At 69.3% G+C, this 21077-nt stretch carries 19 protein-coding genes; 6 read left to right on the top strand and 13 right to left on the bottom strand.

Annotation, left to right across the window (positions count from 1 at the left end; translation table 11 throughout):
- Positions 1 to 238 precede the first annotated feature (238 nt).
- The 6 genes from VGF12_RS01875 to tadA all read right to left on the bottom strand — a co-directional run bounded on the left by VGF12_RS01875 (position 239) and on the right by tadA (position 8313).
- Positions 239 to 2071 (bottom strand): dipeptide ABC transporter ATP-binding protein, encoded by a 1833-nt coding sequence (locus VGF12_RS01875; RefSeq protein ID WP_331174348.1) that lies wholly within the window; start codon positions 2069 to 2071, stop codon positions 239 to 241.
- The gene (locus tag VGF12_RS01870; RefSeq protein WP_331174347.1) at positions 2064 to 3503 is read right to left on the bottom strand and encodes an ABC transporter permease; all 1440 of its coding nucleotides are present in this window, start codon (positions 3501 to 3503) and stop codon (positions 2064 to 2066) included. The genes VGF12_RS01875 and VGF12_RS01870 overlap by 8 nt, the downstream gene beginning before the upstream one ends.
- Positions 3500 to 4483 carry an ABC transporter permease gene (locus VGF12_RS01865; RefSeq protein WP_331174346.1) on the bottom strand — a complete coding sequence of 328 codons (984 nt, stop codon included), beginning with the start codon at positions 4481 to 4483 and terminating at the stop codon, positions 3500 to 3502. The genes VGF12_RS01870 and VGF12_RS01865 overlap by 4 nt, the downstream gene beginning before the upstream one ends.
- Positions 4483 to 6705 (bottom strand): ABC transporter substrate-binding protein, encoded by a 2223-nt coding sequence (locus VGF12_RS01860; RefSeq protein WP_414709973.1) that lies wholly within the window; start codon positions 6703 to 6705, stop codon positions 4483 to 4485. Before VGF12_RS01860 ends, VGF12_RS01865 begins: the two co-directional genes overlap by 1 nt.
- 112 nt (positions 6706 to 6817) lie before the next feature.
- Positions 6818 to 7771: an LD-carboxypeptidase gene (locus VGF12_RS01855; protein WP_331174344.1), complete on the bottom strand. Its 954-nt coding sequence runs from the start codon at positions 7769 to 7771 to the stop codon at positions 6818 to 6820.
- A complete protein-coding gene (tadA, locus tag VGF12_RS01850; protein ID WP_331174343.1) occupies positions 7771 to 8313 on the bottom strand; it encodes a tRNA adenosine(34) deaminase TadA in 543 nt (180 codons plus the stop codon). Before tadA ends, VGF12_RS01855 begins: the two co-directional genes overlap by 1 nt.
- A 36-nt stretch (positions 8314 to 8349) precedes the next feature.
- Between tadA and pxpB the strand changes: the two genes are divergently transcribed.
- The 6 genes from pxpB to VGF12_RS01820 are packed head-to-tail and all read left to right on the top strand — an operon-like array spanning position 8350 to position 13320.
- Positions 8350 to 8988, top strand: a complete 639-nt coding sequence (pxpB, locus tag VGF12_RS01845; RefSeq protein ID WP_331174342.1) for a 5-oxoprolinase subunit PxpB — start codon at positions 8350 to 8352, stop codon at positions 8986 to 8988.
- Positions 8985 to 9935 (top strand): biotin-dependent carboxyltransferase family protein, encoded by a 951-nt coding sequence (locus VGF12_RS01840; protein ID WP_331174341.1) that lies wholly within the window; start codon positions 8985 to 8987, stop codon positions 9933 to 9935. Before pxpB ends, VGF12_RS01840 begins: the two co-directional genes overlap by 4 nt.
- Positions 9920 to 10654, top strand: coding sequence for a 5-oxoprolinase subunit PxpA (pxpA, locus tag VGF12_RS01835; RefSeq protein ID WP_331174340.1), 735 nt, complete (start codon positions 9920 to 9922; stop codon positions 10652 to 10654). Before VGF12_RS01840 ends, pxpA begins: the two co-directional genes overlap by 16 nt.
- Positions 10655 to 10667: 13 nt before the next feature.
- Positions 10668 to 11378: a DUF969 domain-containing protein gene (locus tag VGF12_RS01830; RefSeq protein ID WP_331174339.1), complete on the top strand. Its 711-nt coding sequence runs from the start codon at positions 10668 to 10670 to the stop codon at positions 11376 to 11378.
- Positions 11375 to 12334 (top strand): DUF979 domain-containing protein, encoded by a 960-nt coding sequence (locus tag VGF12_RS01825; RefSeq protein ID WP_331174338.1) that lies wholly within the window; start codon positions 11375 to 11377, stop codon positions 12332 to 12334. The genes VGF12_RS01830 and VGF12_RS01825 overlap by 4 nt, the downstream gene beginning before the upstream one ends.
- Positions 12334 to 13320 carry a DUF72 domain-containing protein gene (locus VGF12_RS01820; RefSeq protein ID WP_414709972.1) on the top strand — a complete coding sequence of 329 codons (987 nt, stop codon included), beginning with the start codon at positions 12334 to 12336 and terminating at the stop codon, positions 13318 to 13320. The genes VGF12_RS01825 and VGF12_RS01820 overlap by 1 nt, the downstream gene beginning before the upstream one ends.
- Here VGF12_RS01820 and VGF12_RS01815 read toward each other — a convergent pair.
- The 7 genes from VGF12_RS01815 to tssK all read right to left on the bottom strand — a co-directional run.
- The gene (locus VGF12_RS01815; RefSeq protein ID WP_331174337.1) at positions 13307 to 13522 is read right to left on the bottom strand and encodes a hypothetical protein; all 216 of its coding nucleotides are present in this window, start codon (positions 13520 to 13522) and stop codon (positions 13307 to 13309) included. The genes VGF12_RS01820 and VGF12_RS01815 overlap by 14 nt on opposite strands.
- An 89-nt stretch (positions 13523 to 13611) precedes the next feature.
- A complete protein-coding gene (gene thpR, locus VGF12_RS01810; RefSeq protein ID WP_331174336.1) occupies positions 13612 to 14157 on the bottom strand; it encodes an RNA 2',3'-cyclic phosphodiesterase in 546 nt (181 codons plus the stop codon).
- Positions 14158 to 14160: 3 nt separating this feature from the next.
- A complete protein-coding gene (locus VGF12_RS01805; protein ID WP_331174335.1) occupies positions 14161 to 14379 on the bottom strand; it encodes a hypothetical protein in 219 nt (72 codons plus the stop codon).
- A gap of 71 nt (positions 14380 to 14450) precedes the next feature.
- Positions 14451 to 15116 (bottom strand): type VI secretion system-associated protein TagF, encoded by a 666-nt coding sequence (tagF, locus tag VGF12_RS01800; RefSeq protein ID WP_331174334.1) that lies wholly within the window; start codon positions 15114 to 15116, stop codon positions 14451 to 14453.
- 47 nt (positions 15117 to 15163) lie between these two features.
- Positions 15164 to 18724, bottom strand: a complete 3561-nt coding sequence (tssM, locus tag VGF12_RS01795) for a type VI secretion system membrane subunit TssM (RefSeq protein ID WP_331174333.1) — start codon at positions 18722 to 18724, stop codon at positions 15164 to 15166.
- A 27-nt stretch (positions 18725 to 18751) separates the two neighbouring features.
- Positions 18752 to 20062, bottom strand: coding sequence for a DotU family type VI secretion system protein (locus VGF12_RS01790; protein WP_331174332.1), 1311 nt, complete (start codon positions 20060 to 20062; stop codon positions 18752 to 18754).
- Between the two features lie 12 nt (positions 20063 to 20074).
- On the bottom strand, positions 20075 to 21077 hold a 1003-nt coding region (gene tssK, locus VGF12_RS01785), incomplete at its 5' end, for a type VI secretion system baseplate subunit TssK (RefSeq protein WP_331174331.1).

The raw sequence follows: 21077 nt of genomic DNA, 5'->3' as shown, positions 1-21077 counted from the left end.
AGAGGGTGGGCCCGCCGTGTTTCTCCGGCGGTGCAGGCCTGGGTAGGGCCGATGCCTTGATCTGGGCGATCGGCTCAGATCTGAGGTGCCAGAAGTTTGTGCGGGCGCAACATCGCGAGAGCCCAAGGAAAGCCCTCTAGCCAAGCAAGTTAGCCAGGTAAGTCGTTGATTTGAAAGGATCCGACCAACCTCCCCCCCCTAAAGTCACCCCCCGCGCCGTTGCCGGCGCGCGACGGGGTTACGGGGCAGGTACGTGCAATCGCGGCACCGCCGCGAGCAGAGCTTTCGTGAAGCCTTCACGAGGCTGTCTGAGGACCTCGTTGCAGGCCCCTCCTTCGACGATCCTGCCGGCCTGCATGACGGCGATGTCGTCGGCGATGTACTCCACCACGCCGATGTTGTGCGTGATGAAGAGGTAGGCCAGACCCTGCTCGCGCTGCAGGTCGCGCAGCAGGTTGAGGATCTGGGCCTGCACGGACACGTCCAGCGCAGAGGTCGGCTCATCGCACACGATGAGCCGCGGCTCGACCGCCAGCGCGCGGGCGATGGCGATGCGCTGGCGCTGGCCGCCGGAGAACTCGTGGGGCCAGCGCTGCAGGGCATCCCGGCGCAGGCCGACCTGATCGACCAGCGCCTGAAGACGGGCCAGGCGTTGGCCGGCGTCCAGTTCGGGGCGCAGCGCGATCAGGCCCTCCTCCAGCACGTCGGCGACTCGCATGCGCGGGTTCAGCGATGCGAAGGGGTCCTGGAAGATGATCTGAACTTGGCGCCGCGCCTGCAGCAGGTCCTGGCCCTCCAGCGTGAAGAGGTCGCGCCCCTCGAACAGCGCCTGGCCGCTGGTGCGGGCCTGGCGGCGCAGCAACTGCGCGATGGCCTTGCCCGACGTGGTCTTGCCACAGCCGGACTCGCCCACCAGGGCCAGCGTGCGGCCGGCGTGCAACTGGAAGGCAATGCCGTCGACAGCGTCGAAATGGCGCGGCCCGCGGTGCAGCAGCGGCGCCTTCAGCATGAAACGCACCCGCAGGTCGCGCACGTCCAGCAAAGGCTCGCCTTGAACGGGCGGCACGGGTGGCGATTCCCGGGTCACGGCCGGCGCGCGCGGCAGCGCATCGCCGGGCTGGCTGTAGAGCAAGCAGCGCACCTGGTGCTGCGGACCTTCATCCGTCAGGACCGGCAGCGTGCCAGCGCAATGGCGCATGGCCCTGTCGCAGCGCGGCGCAAAGCGGCAGCCGGCGAACGCCTGCCACAGCGGCGGCACGGTGCCGGCGATGGCAGCCAGCGGCCGTTGCCGCCGTGCGGCGTCCGGCAGCGCCTGCAGCAACAGCCGGGCATAGGGATGCCGGGGTGCGGCGAAGAACTCGGCCGCAGGCGCGACCTCGATGATCTGCCCCGCATACATGAGCGCCACGCGGTGGGCCATGCCGCTGACGACGGCAAGATCGTGCGTGATGAGCAGCACCCCCAGTTGGCGCTCGCGCTGCAAGTCGCGGATCAGGTCCAGGATCTGCGCCTGGATGGTCACGTCCAGCGCCGTCGTCGGCTCGTCGGCGATCAGGTAGTCCGGCTCGGCCGCCAGCGCGATGGCGATCATCACGCGCTGCTTCTGCCCCCCGGAGAGGCGAAACGGATAGTCATCGATGCGGCGCTGAGGCTCGGGGATGCCCACGCGCGCCAGCCAGTCGATGGCCTTGGCACGCGCCGCCCTGCCGCGCAGCTCGGTGTGCGCCTCGATCGCCTCGACGATCTGGTCACCCACGCGCATGACCGGGTTCAGGCTGGTCGACGGCTCTTGAAAGATCATGGAGATGCGACCGCCGCGCACGCCGCGCATGTGACCCTCGGGCAGGGCCAGCAAGTCCTGCCCGTCCAGGCGCACCGCGCCGGCGGCGACCCGGCCGTTCTCTGGCAGCAGTCGCATCAGCGCCAGGGCCGTCATGCTCTTGCCGCAGCCACTCTCCCCCACCAGCGCGAAGGTCTCACCACGCGACAGGGTCAACTTCATGCCGGCAATGGCCTTCACGAGGCCGGCCTCGGCCTCCAGCACCACGTTGAGGTCGTCGATCTCAAGCATGGTCGGCGGCCTTCCTGCGTTGGAAGACGCGCGGCCGGGTCGAGCGCGCCTTGGGGTCGAAGGCGTCACGGACACCGTCGGCGAACAAATTGGCCGCCAGCACCAGTCCCACCATGAAGCCGAAGGCAGCCGCGAAGCTCCACCAGACGACCGGATCACGCGACATCTCGGCACGCGCCAGGTTGATCATGCTGCCGAAGCTGTTCATCAGCGGGTCCACGCCGACGCCGATGTAGGTCAGGACGGCCTCGTAAAGGATCAGCTCGGAGAAGCTCAACACTACCGTGATCAGCACCAGGTGCATGACGTTGGGCACGACATGGCGCGCCATGATGCGCAGGTCACCCACCCCGAAGGCCGTGGCGGCCTGCACGTAGTCCAGTTCGCGCAGCTTCAGCGTCTCGGCCCGCACCAGCCGGCACAGCCCGGCCCAGCCCGTCAGGCCGAGGATGAGGCAGAGCATCAGCATCTTCACGTCCGAGCGCTCGGCCGCCGTCTCGAACAGCTCGGGGTTCTTGTCGAGAAAGACCTGCACCATCAGCACGCAGGCCGCAATCAGCAGCACGTTGGGCACGGAGCTCAACGTCGTGTAGACATACTGGATGACTTCATCCACCCAGCCCTTGTAGTAGCCGGCCAGCACGCCCAGCAGCAGTGCCAGCGGCAGCGTTGCCAACGTCGACAACGCCCCGATGACGAAGGCCGTGCGCACGCTCTTGAGCGCCTGCACAAGCACGTCGTTGCCAGTGCGGTCGGTGCCGAACACGTGGTAGTGCGGCATCAGCGCCATGACCGGGCCGGCCAGCAGCAGGATGACGGTCAGCGTCAGCAGGATGGCGCGCAGCGGGTAGTTCGTGCGGTCGGCCGCCAGGTCGACCAGCGCGCGTCGGCAGCCTTCATGTTGCCGAGCCAGGCCCGCCGCGGCCACGGCGAACAGCGCGGCGGCCAGGGCCAGGCCGCCCAGCAGCCCGACACCGGCGCGGGCCGCGACGTCGCCAGCCCACTGCGTGGCCGGGTCCGCCAGGTGGGCGCCGCCGAACTGCAGGCGCGGGTACTCACGATGCACCTCCCCGCGCGCATCGACACTGCTTTCCTTGTTGAAGCCATGCGTGCCCAGGGGCAACGAGTAGCTGACTTCGCGCATGGCGATCTGACGCTGCAGCAGCAGGTCTAGCACGGACAGCGTGCGCGTGTCGTAGACCGCGCTGCCGTCGTCCGTCGGCAGCGCGCGGCGCAGGTGCAGGCTGTCCACCAGTGTGACGAGCAGGAACAGCGCCATGACGACGCCGGCGCACGCCGCGACGGGGTCACGCAGCACGCGCTGCCAAGTCGCGCGCAGGTTGGCCTGGGCCTTCACGCGCCAGGCATAGGCGAGGACGGCAGCGCTCATCAACCACAGCGCGAGGTCGGTCCAGAGAAGGACGAATTTCATTGCAGCCGCACCCTGGGGTCCACCCACGTGTAGGCGATGTCGATCAGCGCATTGCTCGCGATGTAGAGCAGCGCACCAAGGAAGACCATGGTGCGCACGATGGCGAAGTCCTGACCTGTGATGGCCTCGATGACGAAAGCGCCCAGGCCCGGGATGCCGAAGAAGCTCTCGAACACCAGGCTGCCGAGGAAGACGTAGGGCAGGTAGCTGCCGGCACTGGTGATGATCGGAATGAGCGCGTTGCGCAGCACATGGCGCCCCAGCACCCGGCCCTCGGACAGGCCCTTGGCGCGCGCGGTGCGCACGTAGTCCTTGCCCATCTCCTCCAGGAACATCGCGCGGTACAGGCGCGCCTCGCCACCCAGGCGGCTCAGCAGCGACAGCAGGATGGGCAAAGCCAGAAACTTGATGGCGTCCAGCCCCGGCGCGAAGCCGTTCATGGGCACCAGCTTGAGGACGCGGGCGAACAGGAACTGGCCGACGATGATGTAGAACAGGCTGCTGATGGACAGCATCAGCACGCACAGCACGACACCCCAGAAGTCGATGCGACTGTGCCGGAAGAACACCAGCAGCAGTGCAAAGGTGACGCTGACGATGACCTGAAGGACGAAGAGGGGCAATGCCAGCTGCAGGCTGACACCCATGCGCACCTTGATCTCGTGGCCGATATTGATGGCCTGGCGTGCATCGCTCTTGCCGAAGTCCAGCGCGAACAGGCTGACCGAACGCTCCCACAGGATGGTGTGTGTCACGCGCTCCGTCCCGGCCTTGCTGGCGTCGTAGTAGAGCGGCTTGTCGTAGCCGCGCTCCACCTTCCACCTCTCAATCTGCTCCTGCGTCACGCGCTTGCCGCCGATGTTCAGCCGCGCCATGTCGTCCGGCGTGTTGACCGAGAAGAACAGGAAGAAGGTGAAGAGGTTGACGCCGACGAGGATGGCCAGGCCATAGCCCAGGCGGCGCAGTACGAAGCCCAGCATCAGCGCGCCCTGCCCAAGGCGGTAGCCGCTTCACGGGCGCGCCAGGCGCGCCGCGTGGCGAGAAGAACCACCACCCCGCCGCCCGCGAGTAGCAGCAGCGGCCACCAGATGGGGCGGTTCCATGCGGCGATGCTGCGCGCCCGCTCTTCCACATCGACGCGCAGATAGCGCGCGCGATCGCGCACGACGACACCCGGCTTGCCGTTGTGCACCCAGCGCTGGAAGGCCAGCCCGGAATAGCTCCAGTAGCCCCAGGCCCACGGCGCATCCTCGCGGACGATGTCGTTCATCCGGGCCATCACGCCGGCCTTCTCCGGCCCGTCCTCCAGCGACTGCAGCTTGCGGTAGAGCCGGTCGAACTCGGGGTTGGCGTAGTTGGCCGCGTTCTCGCCCTCGTGCAGGCTCTTGCTGTTGGGGCCGTAGAGCAGGAACAGGAAGTTCTCGGCGTCCGGGTAGTCGGCGAACCAGCCCCACCAGAAGATCTGATGCTTGCCCTTGAGGATCTTCTCCTGGAACTGGTTGAAGTCGGTCGCGCGGATATCCAGCTGTATGCCCAGCTTGGCAAACTGGCGAACCATCCAGTCGTTCTCGGCCTTGAGCTCCGGCGTGATGACGCGCTGGAAGTCGTAGTTCAGCACCAGCGGCATGCCTGTCTTGGCGTCGCGCCCGCCGGGGTAGCCGGCCTCCTCCATCAGCTTCAAGGCGTCCGACAGTGGCCGGCGTACCGGCTTGCCGTCGACCAGGCGGTGCGTGACCGGGTTGTACTCGCCAGGCTGCCCTTCCTTGGAGCCGAACACGCCGGGCGGGATGGGGCCTTGGGCCGCGTCGCCGCCCTTGTCGCGGAAGATGCGGCCATAGCCCTCCTCCCAGTCGATGGCGATGGATATGGCCTGCCTCAGGGCCCGGTTGCGCCGCTGTTGTTCGGGCGTGTCGCCCTTGCCAATGACCGGGTCCAGCCAGTTGAAGCCCAGGTACCAGTTGCTGATGTCGGTGGCCATGGGCAGCTGAAAGCCGCGCTCCGCGAAGAAGGCGCGCACCTCGTCCGAATCGTCGCGGTCCACGGCGAGGTTGACGCCCCAGTCGGCCCGGTCCATCTCGGGCAGGTCGAGGTAGCCCTGCTTGAACAGCTCCTTGATCGGCACCTTTTCCTTGATGTTGATCGCGACGATCTTGTCGACGAAGGGGATGCGCTTGCCGCAATCGGCAAGGCGACCTGCCTCCGCATCGCCGGGGCTGCCGTCGCAGGGGTAGGTCTCGACGCGATAGTTGGGGTTGCGGCTCATCGCGTGCCGACGGTCCTGCACGTACTCCGTCATCATGAAGGGACCGCTACCCACCGGCCATTGGTTCCAGCTCAACGAGTTGGCCGCCATGCCGGGCTGGGCATAGAAGGCGTCCACTTCCCAGGGGATGGCCGACGTGAAGGCCGTGGCCAGCCAGTACTGCCATTGCGGGTAGCGGCCCTTGAGACGGATGCGCAGCAGGTGGTCGTTCACGGCCTCGGCACCGGCCAGCGGCCAACGGCGCAGGTCCAGGAAGGGCTTGTCGGCCAGGTTCTCGGGCAAACCGGCCAGCTGCTTGTCACTCTCCCGCTTGAGCAGCGTCAGGTAGTCGCGCAGACCCAGGACATGCTCCGAGAACACCGCCGCCACCGGCGCCTCGATGCGCGGGCTGGCATGGCGCTTGAGCGCGTAGACGAAGTCCTCGGCGACCACCTCGCGCGTGTCCAGGTGTTCGAACTCGAAGGGGCTGCGCTTGTCGCCCAGCTCACCGGGCTTGAGGTGGTGGTAGCGGTAGTGGCCCGCCGCATCCTTGGCAAAGGCCGGGTGCGGCGACCATTTCAGGCCCGGGCGGATGGGGATGTCGTAGACCGCCTGCGCGATCTGCGCGTCCGGCGCATCGTCCGGGAGACGGCGGCCCTGCGCGTCCAGGAAGTACGGCTTGGCCAGCTCTGACGCGGCGCGCGCGATCAGCGTGTAGGGGCGCTTGAGCGGGTGATAGCCGTAAGGCGGCTCGGTGATCTCGTAGGTGTATGTACTCTCGGGCGCCGTGTAGGAGGACGTGGGGTCCAGGTAGCGCGGAGAGCGCTCGGCGAAGGCCATGTAGAGCGTGTTCTCGCGCTCGGCATCATGGGGATAGGGGCTGTTGTTGCAGGCGGCCAGCAGACTGAGCGCCAGCGCTCCCAGACTCCGACTGATCCAAACTCTGCCGATTTCCACCACCGCGCACCCTCAAAACACAAGCGCCCCGGCAAGCCGGGGCGTCGACAGGAATCATAGACGGACAACCCGCCCGGACAGCGCCACCCAGGTGCTGTGGAAACCCGGGGTGTCTTCAGTGATGGTGGTGGTGATCGTGATCGTGGGCCAGCCGCGCATCCGACTGCCAGCCCAGGATGGCTTCGCGCCCCTGCACGTACAGCTCGACGGTCGCCCCCACCGGCAGGCAGACCTTGGTGCGCACATGGCCGAAGGGCAGCCCCGTCAACAGCGGTGTCTTCGTGCGGCTGCGCAGCGCGGCGACGGCGTCCTTGAGCCCATAGCCTCGGTCCAGTGGCGACTTGGCCGCGCCGCTGAAATCTCCCAACAGCACCGCCGCCTGCGCATCGATGACGCCGGCCTGCTGCAACTGCAGCAGCATGCGTTCGACACGGTAGGGATGCTCGTTGACGTCCTCGAGAAACAGCACGCCGCCCTTGACCTTGGGCCAGTGCGGCGTGCCCAGCAGCGAGCACAGCACCGTCAAGTTGCCGCCCCACAGGCGCCCGCGCGCCTCCAGGCCGTCGAAGTCGGCAGTCGGCGCCCGGAAGCCCACGGCCTCCAGGGCGCCGCTCATGGCCTCCAGGAAGCAATCGCGCGTGACCTCGTCGACGCCACCGTCCGCCTCGCTGCGGCCGAAGTCGTCACAGGCAAGCGGCCCGGACCACATGGCCAGGCCCTTGTACCGGGCGATGAGTCCGTTCTGCAGCGCCGTCAGATCGCTGTAGCCGACCCAGCGCGTGCCATGCTCGATGCTGTGCGCGATGCGCCCCCAGTCGATCTGGTCGAGCAGGCGCGTGAGGCCATAGCCCCCGCGCGTGCCCAGCGCCACCGAAGGTGCCGCGTCGGCAATGCGATGCAGGGCCGCCAGGCGGGTCGCATCGTCACCGCCGAAGCGCTGGTGACGGGACAACGCATCGGCGTCGATGCTGACCTCGAAGCCCAGCTGCGCCAGCCGCTTGGCGGCGCGCTTCAGGTTCTCGGCCTTGGCGACAGCGCCGGCCGGCGTGAACAACGTGAGGGATGACATCAGGATTCGTCCAGGTGCGTGGCTTCGCCGGTCGGGATCAGCCCTTGGCGCTCGGCTCGGCGCGCCCGCGCGGCCTCCCGGCGCTCGTTGAAGAAGTCGCGCAGCAATTGGGCTGCAGGCTCCGCCATCAGCCCGCCCTCGATGCGCGTGTGGTGGTTGAGCTGGGGTTGGCCGAACAGATCAATGACCGAACCGGCCACGCCCGTCTTGGGATCGCGCGCTGCGAACACGACGCGTTTGAAGCGCGCATGCATCAACGCCATCGCGCACATCGCGCAGGGCTCCAGCGTCACGAACAGCTCGCACTCCGGCAGGCGGTAGTTCTCCAGCAGCGTCGCCGCATGGCGCAGCGCAACGATCTCGGCATGCGCCGTCGGATCGTGCGTCGTGATCGGGCGGTTGTAGCCGGTCGCGACGACTTGCCCGCCCCGTGTGATGACGGCTCCCACCGGCACCTCGCCCACCAGCCAGGCGTTGTGCGCCTGATCCAGCGCAAGACGCATGGCGTACTCGTCGGCGGGCGTGAAGAGGGGCTCGGTCATCTGGGTCGGCAGTTTACCCATGGCATGCTTTGGCCAATGAGCTCCCTGGCCATCCATCCCCTCGGCGAAGCCGCGCTCTGCCTGTCGCTTCCGGCACCTGTGTCCCTGGAGCAGCAGCAGCGCATCTGGCAGCTCGCCGGCAGTCTGGCTCAGAGGGCCGGCGTGCAGAGTCTGATCCCGGGCATGAACAACCTGACGCTGACCTTCGACCCTCTATCCACCGAGGCTGCGGCGCTGGAGCAGGCGGTGCTCGCTCTATGGGCCAAGCCGGCACGCCGCCAGCAGCTCGGTCGACTGGTCGAGATTCCGGTGCGCTACGACGGCCCCGACCTCGCCGACGTCGCCGCCCATTGCGGCCTGTCGCCCGAGGAGGTGATACGCCGCCACAGCGCCGTCGAGTATGTCGTCTACTTCATCGGCTTCCAGCCCGGTTTCGCCTATCTTGGCGGATTGGACGAAACCCTGCACACCCCGCGCCGCGCCGAACCACGCGTAACCGTGCCGGCCGGCAGTGTCGGCATCGGCGGCGCGCAGACAGGCATCTACCCGCTGGCCACGCCCGGCGGCTGGCAACTCATCGGCCGCACGGCCTTACCCCTGTTCGACCCACGGGCCGAACCGCCGACGTTGCTGGCGCCTGGCGACCGCGTGCGCTTCGTGGTGGAGGCCGCATGATCGAGCTGCTGCGCGCTGGTCCGCTGACCACGGTGCAGGATCTGGGCCGCCCAGCCTGGCGCGACCGCGGCATCAGCCGCTGCGGTGCTCTCGACGACCTGGCGCTGACCCAGGGCAACCTGCTCGTCGGCAACCCGCCCGACGCCGCCGGGCTGGAGTTCACGCTGGGCCCCGCCACGCTGCGTTTCGACGCCGACTGCTGCATCGCCCTCACTGGTACCGACGCAGACGCGCTGCTGGACGGTCGCCCGTTGCGGCCAGGCTGGCGCCAGCCTGTGCGGGTCGGCCAGACCCTCAAGCTGGCCGCGCCACGCGAGCGCATGCGCAGCTACCTGACCGTTTCGGGCGGCATTGCCACGGCGCCAGTCCTGGGTTCGCGCAGCACCGATCTCAAGGCAGGCTTTGGCGGACTGGGCGGCCGTGCGCTGCGCGACGGGGACCGGCTGCCTCTTCTTTCGCTTGACCCGTTCAAGCCTTCCGACGCCCGACCCTCGCGCCGCATCGGCTTGGCGCCCACGGACTGGGATGCGACGGTGCGCGCCCTGCCCGGCCCCGAGCACGACGACTTCTCGGCCGCCGCGCGCGCCGCCTTCTGGGCCGCGGACTGGCAGCTCACACCGCAGAGCAACCGCATGGGCTACCGTTTTGCAGGCCCCGAGTTGAAGCGCCAGCGGGGCGCCGAACTGGCCTCGCACGGCGTGCTGCCGGGCGTCGTACAGGTGCCGCCCTCGGGCCAGCCCATCGTGCTTCTGGCGGATGCGCAAACGACAGGCGGCTATCCCAAGATCGCCGTCGTCATCCGGGCCGACCTGTGGAAGCTCGCGCAGCTGCGCCTGGGCGCCACGTTGCGCTTTCTGCCCTGCAGCGTCGACGAAGCGCGCGACGCGCTGCGCCAGCGCCAGGCAACCATGGAACAACTGAGAACCGCCCTATGCATGTCGACCTGAATGCCGACCTCGGCGAAGGTGCGCCCGACGACGCCGAGCTGCTGGCTCTTGTCACCTCCGCCAACATTGCGTGCGGCTGGCACGCAGGCGACGCGCGGCTGATGCAGGCCACCGTCAGCGCGGCCCTGGCCCGCGGCGTGGCGCTCGGCGCCCACCCGAGCTACCCCGACCGCGAGAACTTCGGCCGCAGCGAGATGAACCTGGCGCCGGCCGACGTGCGCGCCGACCTGATCTACCAGATCGGCGCGCTGGACGCCCTGGTGCGGGCGGCCGGAGGGCGGCTGCACCATGTCAAGCCGCACGGCGCCCTCTACAACCAGGCCGCGCGCGACCCGGCGCTGGCTGACGCCGTCGCCACCGCAGTGCGGGACATCGACCCATCGCTGGCCCTCTACGGCCTGGCCGGCAGCGAGCTGCTGCGAGCGGCCGAACGCGCCGGCCTGCGCCCTGTCGCCGAGGTATTCGCCGACCGCGGCTACCGTGCCGACGGCAGCCTGGTGCAGCGCAGCCAGCCCGGTGCCTTCATCGAAGACACCGCGCAGGCCGTGTCACGCACGCTGCAAATGGTGCGCGAGGGCGTCGTGCAGGCCGTGTCCGGCGAGCCCGTGGCACTGCAGGCCCAGACCATCTGCCTACACGGCGATGGCGCGCACGCCCTCGCCTTCGCCCGCGCGTTGCACGCAGCCCTCACCCAAGCCGGCGTACAGCTGCGCGCCTGATCCCGGAGCCTCCATGCCTGCCGACGTCTCCCTGTGGCCATTGATCGGCGTCGCCGTCGTCATCGCCGGCTTCCTGCTGCGCTTCAACCCGGTGCTCGTCGTCACCGCAGCTGGCATCGCCACCGGCCTGGCGGCCAAGCTGCCGCTCGACCTCATCCTGGCCAAGCTGGGCAGCGGCTTCGTGAAGACGCGCAACCTGCCGCTGACGCTGCTGCTGCCCCTGGCCGTCATCGGCCTGCTGGAACGCCACGGCCTGCGCGAACGCGCCCAGGCCTGGATCGCGGACATTCGATCGGCGACCGCAGGCCGGCTGTTGGTGGTCTACCTCTTCATCCGCGAAGTCGCCGCCGCGCTCGGGCTGACGCTGCTGGGCGGCCACGCACCCATGGTGCGGCCGCTGGTGGCACCAATGACCGAGGCCGCCGCCGAAAAGGTTCACGGCCCGCTGCCGCAGGCGGTACGCGATCGCTGGAAGGCCATGGCGGCGGCGACGGACAACGTGGGCCTGTTCTTCGGCGAGGACATCTTCGTCGCCTTCGGCTCCATCGTGCTGATGCAGACCTTCCTGGCTGAGAACGGCATCGTCACCGACCCACTGCACATTGCGCTGTGGGGCATCCCGACGGCCATCGCCGCCTTCCTCATCCACGCGGCGCGACTGATTCACCTCGACCACCGACTGCCGCTGGACATTGCCCGCGCCCGCGCTGAGGAGGCACGATGACCCCGCTGCTAAGGCTCGACCACTTCACGTTGCTGGTCGGCCTCGCGCTGGCCAGCATCGCTGTGCTGGCCTGGCGCGACCGCAGCAACCCACGGCGCCGGACCAGCGGCTTGTTCTGGGGGCTTTACGCCGTCATCTACCTCGTCGGCGACTGGCTGCCGCCGGTCACCGCCGGCATCATCGTGGTCGCGCTCGCGGCACTTGGCGGCCTGGGCGGCGTCGGCATCGGCAAGCACGCACTGCGCGAACCCGCCGAGCGTCAGGCCAGCGCGGCACGAAATGGCAACAAGCTCTTTGTGCCCATCCTCGCCATCTCCACCCTGGCGCTGGTGGGCAGCCTGACGCTGAAGGAGGTCCACCTCGGCAACCTGCTTCTCATCGAGACCAAGCACCTGACACTGGTCTGCGTCGGCCTGGGCTCCCTCGTCGGCCTGGCCGCGGCGTTGCGCATGACGCGCGAACGCCCCATGCAGGCCCTGCACGAGTCGCGCCGGCTGCTTGAGACCATGGGGCCTGCGGTCATCCTGCCGCAGATGCTGGCGACGCTGGGCCTGCTGTTCACCGATGCGGGCGTCGGCAAGGCCGTGGCCAGCATCACGACGACCCTGCTGCCCATGGACCACGCCTGGCTGGCCGTCGCGGCCTACGGGCTGGGGATGGCGCTGTTCACCATGGTGATGGGCAACGCCTTCGCCGCCTTTCCCGTCATGACCGCAGGCATCGGCATCCCTTTCCTGCTGGGATTGCACCATGGCAATCCCGCTGTGATGGCCGCCATCGGCATGTTTTGCGGCTACTGCGGCACCCTGATGACACCGATGGCGGCCAACTTCAACATCATCCCGGCCGCACTGCTGGAATTGAAGGACAAGAACGCCGTCATCCGCGCGCAATGGCCCACGGCACTGCTGCTGCTGGGCGTGAACATCGTGCTGCTCAAATTTCTCATGGTCTGATGCAGGACGAACTTTTCGGTGGGGGCGTCTGCGCCAAACGCCCGCGGGGCGTGCAACCCATGCCGCCCACGCCCGAGGACCTCGCCCTCGCTGCGATGCTGTCGCCCCACGTTCACCTGGGCACGTCGACCTGGAGCTATCCCGGCTGGCAAGGCCTGGTCTGGGCTGGCCGGCACAGCGAGGCCACACTGTCCAGGACCGGCCTGCCCGCCTACGCCGCGCAGCCACTGCTGCGCGCCGTCGGTATCGACCGCGGCTTCTACCGACCGCTGGCAGCCGCGGAGTTCCAGCGCCATGCCGAGCAGGTGCCGGCGGGCTTTCGCTTCACGGTGAAGGCCCCCAGTTTTGTGACGGATGCGCTGCTGCGCAGCGAGGAGGGCCGGGGCCAGCAACCCAACCCGCTCTTCCTCGACAGCTCCGCGGCGCTGCAGGACTTCATCGAACCCGCCTACGAGGGTTTGGGCCAAACGATTGGCGCGCTGGTCTTCCAGCTCAGCCCCCTCCCCGCCCAGCGGCTGGCGCGCATGAGCGAGCAGTTCGACCTGCTACACGCCATGCTGCTGGCCTTCCCCAAGCCGCCGACCGGCGTCATCGCGGTGGAGGTGCGCGACGCAGCCTGGCTGACGCCTGACCTCGTCGCGCTGCTGCGCGACGCCGGTGCGCGCTATTGCCTCGGTTTGCACCCCAAGCTGCCTGCGCTGCGGGAGCAATTGCCGCTGCTGCGCGCGCTATGGCCGGGACCGCTGGTGGTGCGCTGGAACCTGAACCGTCTGCACGGACCTTACGGCTATGAACAGGCCGAGAAACGCTACGGCGAATTCAACGAGATGCTGGACCCGGACCCGGATACACGCAGCGAACTGGCCCGCGTCATCCGCGGCACGGCGGGCGCCGGACAGGACGCCTTCGTCACCATTTCCAACAAGGCCGAGGGCTCGGCGCCGCTGAGCGTTCGTGCCCTGGCCCAGGCCGTCATCGACGGCTGACGCGGCGACGGACCGGCACCTCGGCCACCGGCCGGGGCGGCGGCAGGTTGCCGCCCTCGGCCTCCCAGCGGCTGACGTCATCGCGATGCTGCCGGCCTTCGTGACGCAGCCTGCGTTGCTGGTGCTTGCGGCCCAGGTGCTGGAACAGCGTCATGGCCAGGGCCGAGGTGGCGACGAGGGCGATGAGGGGTTTGATGATCATGGCCGGATCTCCTTGCGAGGGATTCATCGTGGCCGCGCCCTGCCGCCGAGTCGGTCGGCCGGGAACGGGCCGGTCTGTAGGAGCAGGTCTCAGGCCTGCAGCGGCCAGCGGGCGATGACGTCGTGCCGCGTCAGACCCTGTGGGCTCTTCACGAGCACGAACTCGCGGGCGGTCCAGCCCGGCAGCTCGACCGGCCACACGGGCGCGGGGCGTTTGTCGTAGCGCAACGTCAGGTGCGGTTCGTACTCCCGCTCCGGTGCCGCAATGCCGTGGGCGACCAGTCGCGCGACGAGCGCATCGCGCAGCTGGCGCACCGACTCCAGTCCCCGGCCGCCGGTCAGCACGAAGGGATGTTTGGCGGCGCGTTCATCCCCCCAGCTCGTGAAGCCATCGAAGCTCAGTTCGAAGGCAGGCCGGTGCACCTCAGACGCGGCGTCGCTGGCCAGTGCGACAAGATCCGCATCGGGCTCGCCGTCGAAATGGCCGAAGTAGTGCAGCGTGATATGGAAGATGCGGCTGGGCCGCAGCTTCGCCTGCAGGCCGTGCACCTCGTGTTCCGCCGTCACGACACGTGCGATGCGCTCAGCCGTCTCCTCGTCCGGCCGCAGCGCGAAGAAGAGCTTGTGGCCGGGCACGGCCTAGTTCGTCGCGGCAGACGCAGCCTCGGCAGCGCGCCGCGCCGCTTCGTCGATGCTGCCCTGCACCTGCTGGCCGACGGCCTGGGGCTGCGGCAGCGCCGCGGCGGCGGCGGAGGCACCGGCCGGAGGCGGCTTCAGCGCCGTGGCCTGCTTCTTGGCCAGCGACAACACGACGGCCGCGACGATGACGAGGGCGAGAAGGCTGAAGGCTGCGCGCATGGGTCTCTCCGTGAGCCATGCAGCTTAACGCCGCGATCCGCCCCGCTACGGCGCTCGCCACCGCTCGCGGGCTACGCCAGCATTGCCGCAAAAGCATCCGCGGCCGGCAGGCCCGGCAGCAGCGAGCATTCGCTGCCGCCCTGGGCGCAGGACCACCAGAAGCTTCCGCCGGCCAGCCGTTGCTGCAGGGCAGAGCTCGCCAGGCCGCGCACGATGCCTGTCAGCGCCGCGCCCTGAGCCACCGCATGCATCTCGCGCCCGGCGCTGACGGGCAACACACGCGTCACCGCCGGCAGCGCACCCGGCCAGGGAGGTAACGCGGCCAGTGCGGCCTCGAAGGCCTCCAGCGTCGCGCCCGGGGCCAGCGTCGCCAGCGCCCCGTCCACGAGCCGCGCCCACCACAGATCGAGGTGGTCCAGTGCGATGCGGTCGGCCGGCGGCGCCGCGCGTGGCTGAGCCACCAACAGCGGGAAGTAGCGGCCCACGTTGTCGCAGCTCGGCATCAGCACGCCAAACCACCAGCGCGGGTCGATGACGCCCGGCGCCCAGGCGAAGCGCCATGCGGGCGCGGCCAGGTAGCGCGACAGCCACTGCTCGCCCAGCGCACGCTGGCTGCTCAGCACGCCTTCGGCCAGCCAGCGATCGCAGGCTGCCACGCAGTCCGGTGCCAGCCGGCGCGAAGCAAAGTCGCCCAGCATCGCGACCTTGCCATACCAGCCGGGGGCGTCTTCAGCCATGCGCGCCCCCCTTGCGTCGAACGCCGGCGGTGCGGTGCGACGGCATCTCAAAGTCCGTTCGGGCATGAGAAGCCATGCAACTCCTTCATGCGGAAAGGGTGGCGAACGCTGGCGGCCGTCACGTCAAAGCTGACCTTGCGACCATCGAAGTCGAAGATGGCGCGGAACTTCTCCGGCGCGTTGCCGGGCTGGATGCTGACGCGGTCGACGCGATCGAACAATCGCATCAGCGCCCAGGGGCCTTCGGCGGCGAGCGCGCTGCCGCTCATCGGCTCGACGCTCGCGCGCACCAGGTTGCTGCCGCGCGGCCCCGGCCAGCGCACGGTCTGCAGCAGCTGCGGGCCGTGTTCGTACTTGACGATCATGCCGTCCACGTCGAGCTGGAACTGTCGGATCTGCGGATCCATCTCGACGGGCTTGAACGTGAGCTGCGTGCCCGGCACGTTGCCACCGGCAAAGAAGGCTTCACGAATGGCCTGCGCGTTCTGGAACTGCGGCAGGCTGCCGACGTCGCGCCCCAGCGGTGTGCCGTCCACCGGCCGGAAACTCCAGGGCCGCGTGCTGGTGTCGATATAGGCGGCCAGCTTCTGCTGCATCGTGTCGAAGCGCCCGCCAGGGCCGAACAGCTGGGCGAAGTCGGCGGGCGTCACGTCGCGGGTCGACGTGGGATCGAGCGGATAGCGACCGCGGGCGGCTTGCGCGCAGAACTCACCGACCTGCGACCGAACCTCGCGCGCCAACGTCTCGCGCAGTTGCGCGGACGTGGCGTGGGCGCTGGCGTCTCCAAGCGTGTTGAGCAGCGAGCGCACCGGCTCGGGCATCCCGGCGGCGTCGGCCTTCATTTGAGTCGGCAGCGGGCTGGGTGGCGGCGCGGCACCACCGGCTGCCGCCTGTTTGGCGGTGATCAGCACGACCTGTAACTGCCCGAGCTGATCAACCGTGGCCTGGATGGGCGGCTTGCCGCCCTCCGGCGCGGTAACGACGCGGCGCAGCGATGCGAATTCGTCGTCGACGATGCTCTCCATGCGCTCACCGGGCGCGCCCAGCGTCGTGGGCTTGGCGCCCAGCTTGCCCAGCACCTTGTCGCGCAGCGCCCGGCCCTGGTTCTCGACAGCGAGGCGGGCCGTGCCGAGTGCATCCTGGCCTGCCAGCAAGGTGGTCTCGCGCGAGATGGCCTTCATCAGCGGCACCAGTGGGTTGTCGGCTGCCGATAGGAAGCGCACACGCTCGATGGCGGCATCGGTCGACGTGATGGGGCGCAACCGGATGCTGGCGATCAGGTCCTTCCAGCGATCTCTGTAGTCCAGCAGGTACAGGCGGCGCACATCATTGACGAGCCGCTCCTCCCCAGGGAGGCCCGGTGCGCCCGCGGGGAGCCCCAGCACCCAGGTCTTCTCGCCGGCAAGCTGCGCCGTCGCGTCTCCCACCACCTTCTGGAAGCCGTCGTAATAGCCCCGGTAGGTGTAGAGACCGGAGACGCCACGCGACAGCGGCTGGCCATTGGTGCGCTCGAACACCAGCTCGGCGTTGGGCCCGGCCGCCTTGGTGACCGTGAACTCGGGGAACTCATCGCCCAGGCCGCGCTGGCGGATGCGGTTGTAGACCCGCTCGGGCAAGGGCACAACTGCGAGCTGCCGGCGCACCAGCTCCACCAGCGCCTTGTCCTGCTCCAGCGGCGAGACCGCCGGTCCCTGAGCCAGCAACGCCGCCAGATGGCGGCTCAGCGCCGCGCGCTCCGCCGGCGCCTGATCACGACCGGCACCCGCATCCCAATCGGCCTCGACCTGCTGGCGCAGCGCCTCGGCGTCGAAGTGCTGCATGTCATACGTCATCAGGTACGACTTCAGCGCCTCGTACTGCGATTCCGGATGCTCGCCGGTCTTGAGCTGACGCTCGAAACCCAGCGCCAGCCGCGGCAGCACGGCGTCGCGCAGCATGCGCTCGTAGGCGGTGCGGGCTGCGCCATCAAGTTTGCGCCCCTGGTAGAGGCCGAAGCCCTGCGACAGCGGCGGCGACTGCGGGTCGCCACCGGCTTCGGCGAGTCCGCGCGTCGCGTCCAGGGCCTGCAACAGCGGACGCAGGTCGGGGTCTGGGCGGTTGGGGGTCTGCTGCACCAGGCGGCGCACCTCCTCGACGCGGGTCGCCACGGCGTCGACGTAGGCACCATTGCTGCGCCAGCTGACCAACCACGCGCCCAGCGCCAGGACCATGAGCGCCGCGATGGCCACATACCCGGCGCCGGCCAGCAGGCCACGCCGGCGCTCCCAGGCGCGTCGCGTGCCAGCCAGCCCCTGCTCGGCGAACACCACCTCCCCGAGCAGGCGCTCAAGGAAGTAGCTGCGCCCGCTGGCACGCTGCGGCGGCAGCACGGCCTGTTCCATCCGGTAGCGACGCGCGACGGCGCCCAACACGCGGTCGATGGGCGTGCCCTCCTGGGTGCCGCTGACAAAGTAGACGCCGCGCAGCATCGGGTCGGACTCGAAGGACGACGGGGCGAAGACGCGCTGCACCCAATCGGCCACGGGCGCCTTCAAACTGGCGAACTGCGCCGGGAAGCCGTAGATGCGGGCGCGGCGCTGCGGGTCGGGTTCAGCCTGCAGCCGGTCAATCAGCCCCTCGTCCAGACGTGCCAGCAAGGCATCGAACTCCGGAGCCAGCGCCTGCTTGAACGCCTGCGGCTGCATGCCGAAGGTGAAGCCCCAGGGCGCGGCGCGCAGCGCCTTGTCGATGCCGGCGAAATAGTCGCCGAATCCGGCGAGCAAATCGCACTTGGTGACCAGCACGTACAGGGGCAGCCGGATGCCCAATTGCTCGTGCAATTCCTGCACGCGGGCACGCACGAGCTGGGCATGGCGCTGGCGTTCCGCCTCGCTTCGCGCCAGCAGGTCGGTAGCCGAGACGACCACGAGAACGCCATTGAGCGGCTGCCGCGGGCGCGAGCGCTTCAGCAGCGCCATGAAGCCGTTCCAGGTGGCGCGGTCGTTGGCCTGGTCGCTGTCCTGGGTGGTGAAACGCCCGGCCGTGTCGATCAGTACGGCCTGATCGGCGAACCACCAGTCGCACTGGCGCGTGCCGCCGACGCCGCGCACGGCCTGGTCGCCCAGGTCCTCGGCGAGGGGGAAGCGTAGGCCGGCATTGCGCAGCGCCGTGGTCTTGCCGGCCCCGGGCGCGCCGATGATGAGGTACCAGGGCAGCTCGTAAAGATACTGCCCGTCCAGCCGCGCGGTGAGCCTGCGCCACCAACCACCGCCCGCGACGGCGCCGAAGCGCTGCTGACGCAGGCTGCCGAGGGCGCCTTCGAAGCGCTGGCGCACAGCCTGCATGTCGGCGCTCTCACCGGCCTCGCCACCCGCAGGCGCAGCAGCGAGCTGCTCGATGACCTTGGCATTGCCGCGCCGCGCCCGCCACAAGCGCCAGCCCAGTAGCGACACGACGACGAGCAGGATGACCGCGGTCGCGACCCAACAGGCCCGCGCCGTGTCCAGCGGGCGCCATTCACCGACGGCCACCTGCGGTCCGATCTGCCAGATGCCGACCACCAGCGCGAGCACCAGCAGCAGCAGCAAGGTCCAGCGGTTGAAGATCCAGGCCAGCAGCTTGCGGATCATGACGCCCCTTCGTCCCGTGCGGCCGCTTCAGCGGGATGCCGCAGCACCCGGAGGGGGCGCGAACAGCGTGACCTCGACGCGGCGGTTCAATGCCCGGTGCGCTTCGCTGTCGTTGGCGGCCACCGGCTCGCCGTCGGCACGCCCCTCGGCCCGCACCCGTTCGGCCGGCAAGCCGGCGTCGATGAAGAGGCTGCGCACCACGCGCGCACGCTCCTCTGACAGGTGCCAGTTCGACGGGAAGCGTCCCGTGCGGATGGGCGTGTTGTCGGTGTGACCGGTCACCAGCACGCTGCCGCCGACACGCACCAGGGCCGCCGCGATGCGCTCCATCAGCGCCTCGCGCTCCGGCTGCAAGCTCGCGCTGGCTGGCGCAAAGAGACCATCGCCGCGGATGGTGATGACGCTGCGATCCACCTCGTCGCGCACCGCCACCAACTGGGCCTTGATGTCGGGCTGCAGAAACACCGCCAGCCGCGGCTGCGGTGCCGGCTGGCTGACGGTGGCGACGGGCGGAGGCAGGCGCAGCGACTGGATGCGCGCGTAAACCGGGTCAGCGCGCTCGGCGAGCGACTTCGCGAAGAACGCGTAGGCCGCGCCGAGCAACAGCACGGCCAGCGTGGCCGCCAGCAGCAGCGGCAGCCAGGACAGCGCCCGGCGCTGTACCGCCGGCTGCCCCTGCCAATGCTGGGCCAGCGACGCCGGGTAGGCACCGCGCTGCTGACGAATGATCTGCGCCAGTTTGGCGCGAACCGCCTCGAGCTGCGCGGCGCCGTTGTCGATGACGCGGTAGCGCCCCTCGAATCCCAGCGCCAGCGCGGCGTAGATCAGCTCCAGCAGGTCCAGGTTGGCCGCCGGGTTGGTGGCCAGCCAGGCCATCAGCTGGAACAGCTTCTCGCCGCCGAAGGCCTCATTGTGGAACTCGGCCAGCAGGCTGTGGCGGGCCCAGACGCCGGCGCTGCCCCAGGGGGTGTCAGCGGCGGCTTCGTCCAGCATGGTGCAAAGCACATAGCGCGCCGCCATCACGCGCTCGGGCGCGATGCCCTGCCGCTGCGCCGCGACGACGAAGTCACGGATCCCCTGGGCCAGGCTCGCACGCATCGCCGCCGGATCGGCCATCCGCTGGGTAGCGCGCAGCGGCGGCACCAGCAGCATCAGGCGGTTGGCCAGCGCCAGCAGCGGGTTCAGGCCATGATCGGGCGGCGCCTCCTCTTCGGGCGCCTGGGGTGGTCCGGCCTCCGCGCCTGACCCGGCAGGCCAGCCCCCGGGGCGGGGACGCGCGAACGTCGTCGGTTCCAGCGACGCGAAGGGGTCGGTGAAGGAAGACGGATCTGTCGCCATGGCCGCCACCGCTCATGCGCCCTGGCGCAACGCCCAGAGCTCCAGCTCCAGACCAGGAAAGTCGCCAGCGACGTGCAGCACGATGCTGCCACTGCGCTCGAACTGCTTCCACAGCTCGCCCTGGCGCTCGATCTCGAAATAGTTGCTGCCTGCGTGATAGGGCAGTTGGCGCGGTGCCACCGGCAGGGCGTGCATCGCGATGCCGGGCAGCTGCAGGTTCACGATGTCCTTGATGCGGTCCGCTGGCCCGAGCTTTGCCTGAGCGGGGAATCGCTGGCGCAGTTGCTCGGCGGGCAACTGAGAGCGCACAGCCAGCACGAATCCCGCGCTGCGCAGCAGGTCGCCATCTGGAACAACGGCGGTATGCACGCCGCGATTGCGGTCCTTGAGCTCGATCTGGACCGCATGGCGTTCGATGACGGCGGACAGGTAGTCGCGCAGATCGCGCACCACGGGCAGGAAGACGTTTTGCAGGTCGTCGTGCCGGTAGACCGGGTACTCGGGGGGGTGGCGCTCGGCGCTGGACAGGCTCGCCAGCTCGCCAGCCAGTTGCAGCAAGGCAACGAATACCGGCCAGGGGTGGACGCTCGGCGCACCGGCGTACTGACGCAGCAGCGGCTCGGCGCGGTTGAGGATCAGCAAGGTCAGGAAGTCGGCCACCTCGGACACACCATGGCCCAGTTGCCCCATGCCCGCGGCCAGCTCGCGCGCGCGTTGCTGCACCAGGCCGTGCAACAGCGCGGTGGTTGCCGACAGCTGTGCACTGGCGTCGATGCGCGTCTGCGGCGCGATGTAGCCGCGATCCAGCACCAACGTGCCATCACCGCGCCGCTCCTGCACGCGCACGACGCCCAGCACCGCATAGGCATCGATGGCATCGCGCTGGCGCACCAGGCGGAAATTGACCGCGCCGAGCTGCACTGGCTCGGGATCGTCGGAAGCGTTGGCGGCGTCGCGCAGCTCCGCATCGACAACGCTGTAGCGCATGGGCGAGCCGCCGTTGCCAGCGGTTCCG

Origin of the sequence: Roseateles sp., assembly GCF_036404855.1 — a bacterium.
Classification (GTDB): Bacteria; Pseudomonadota; Gammaproteobacteria; order Burkholderiales; family Burkholderiaceae_C; genus Pelomonas.
Note: the sequence above shows the minus strand (reverse complement) of the source record. Positions and strands in the feature narration are given on the sequence as shown.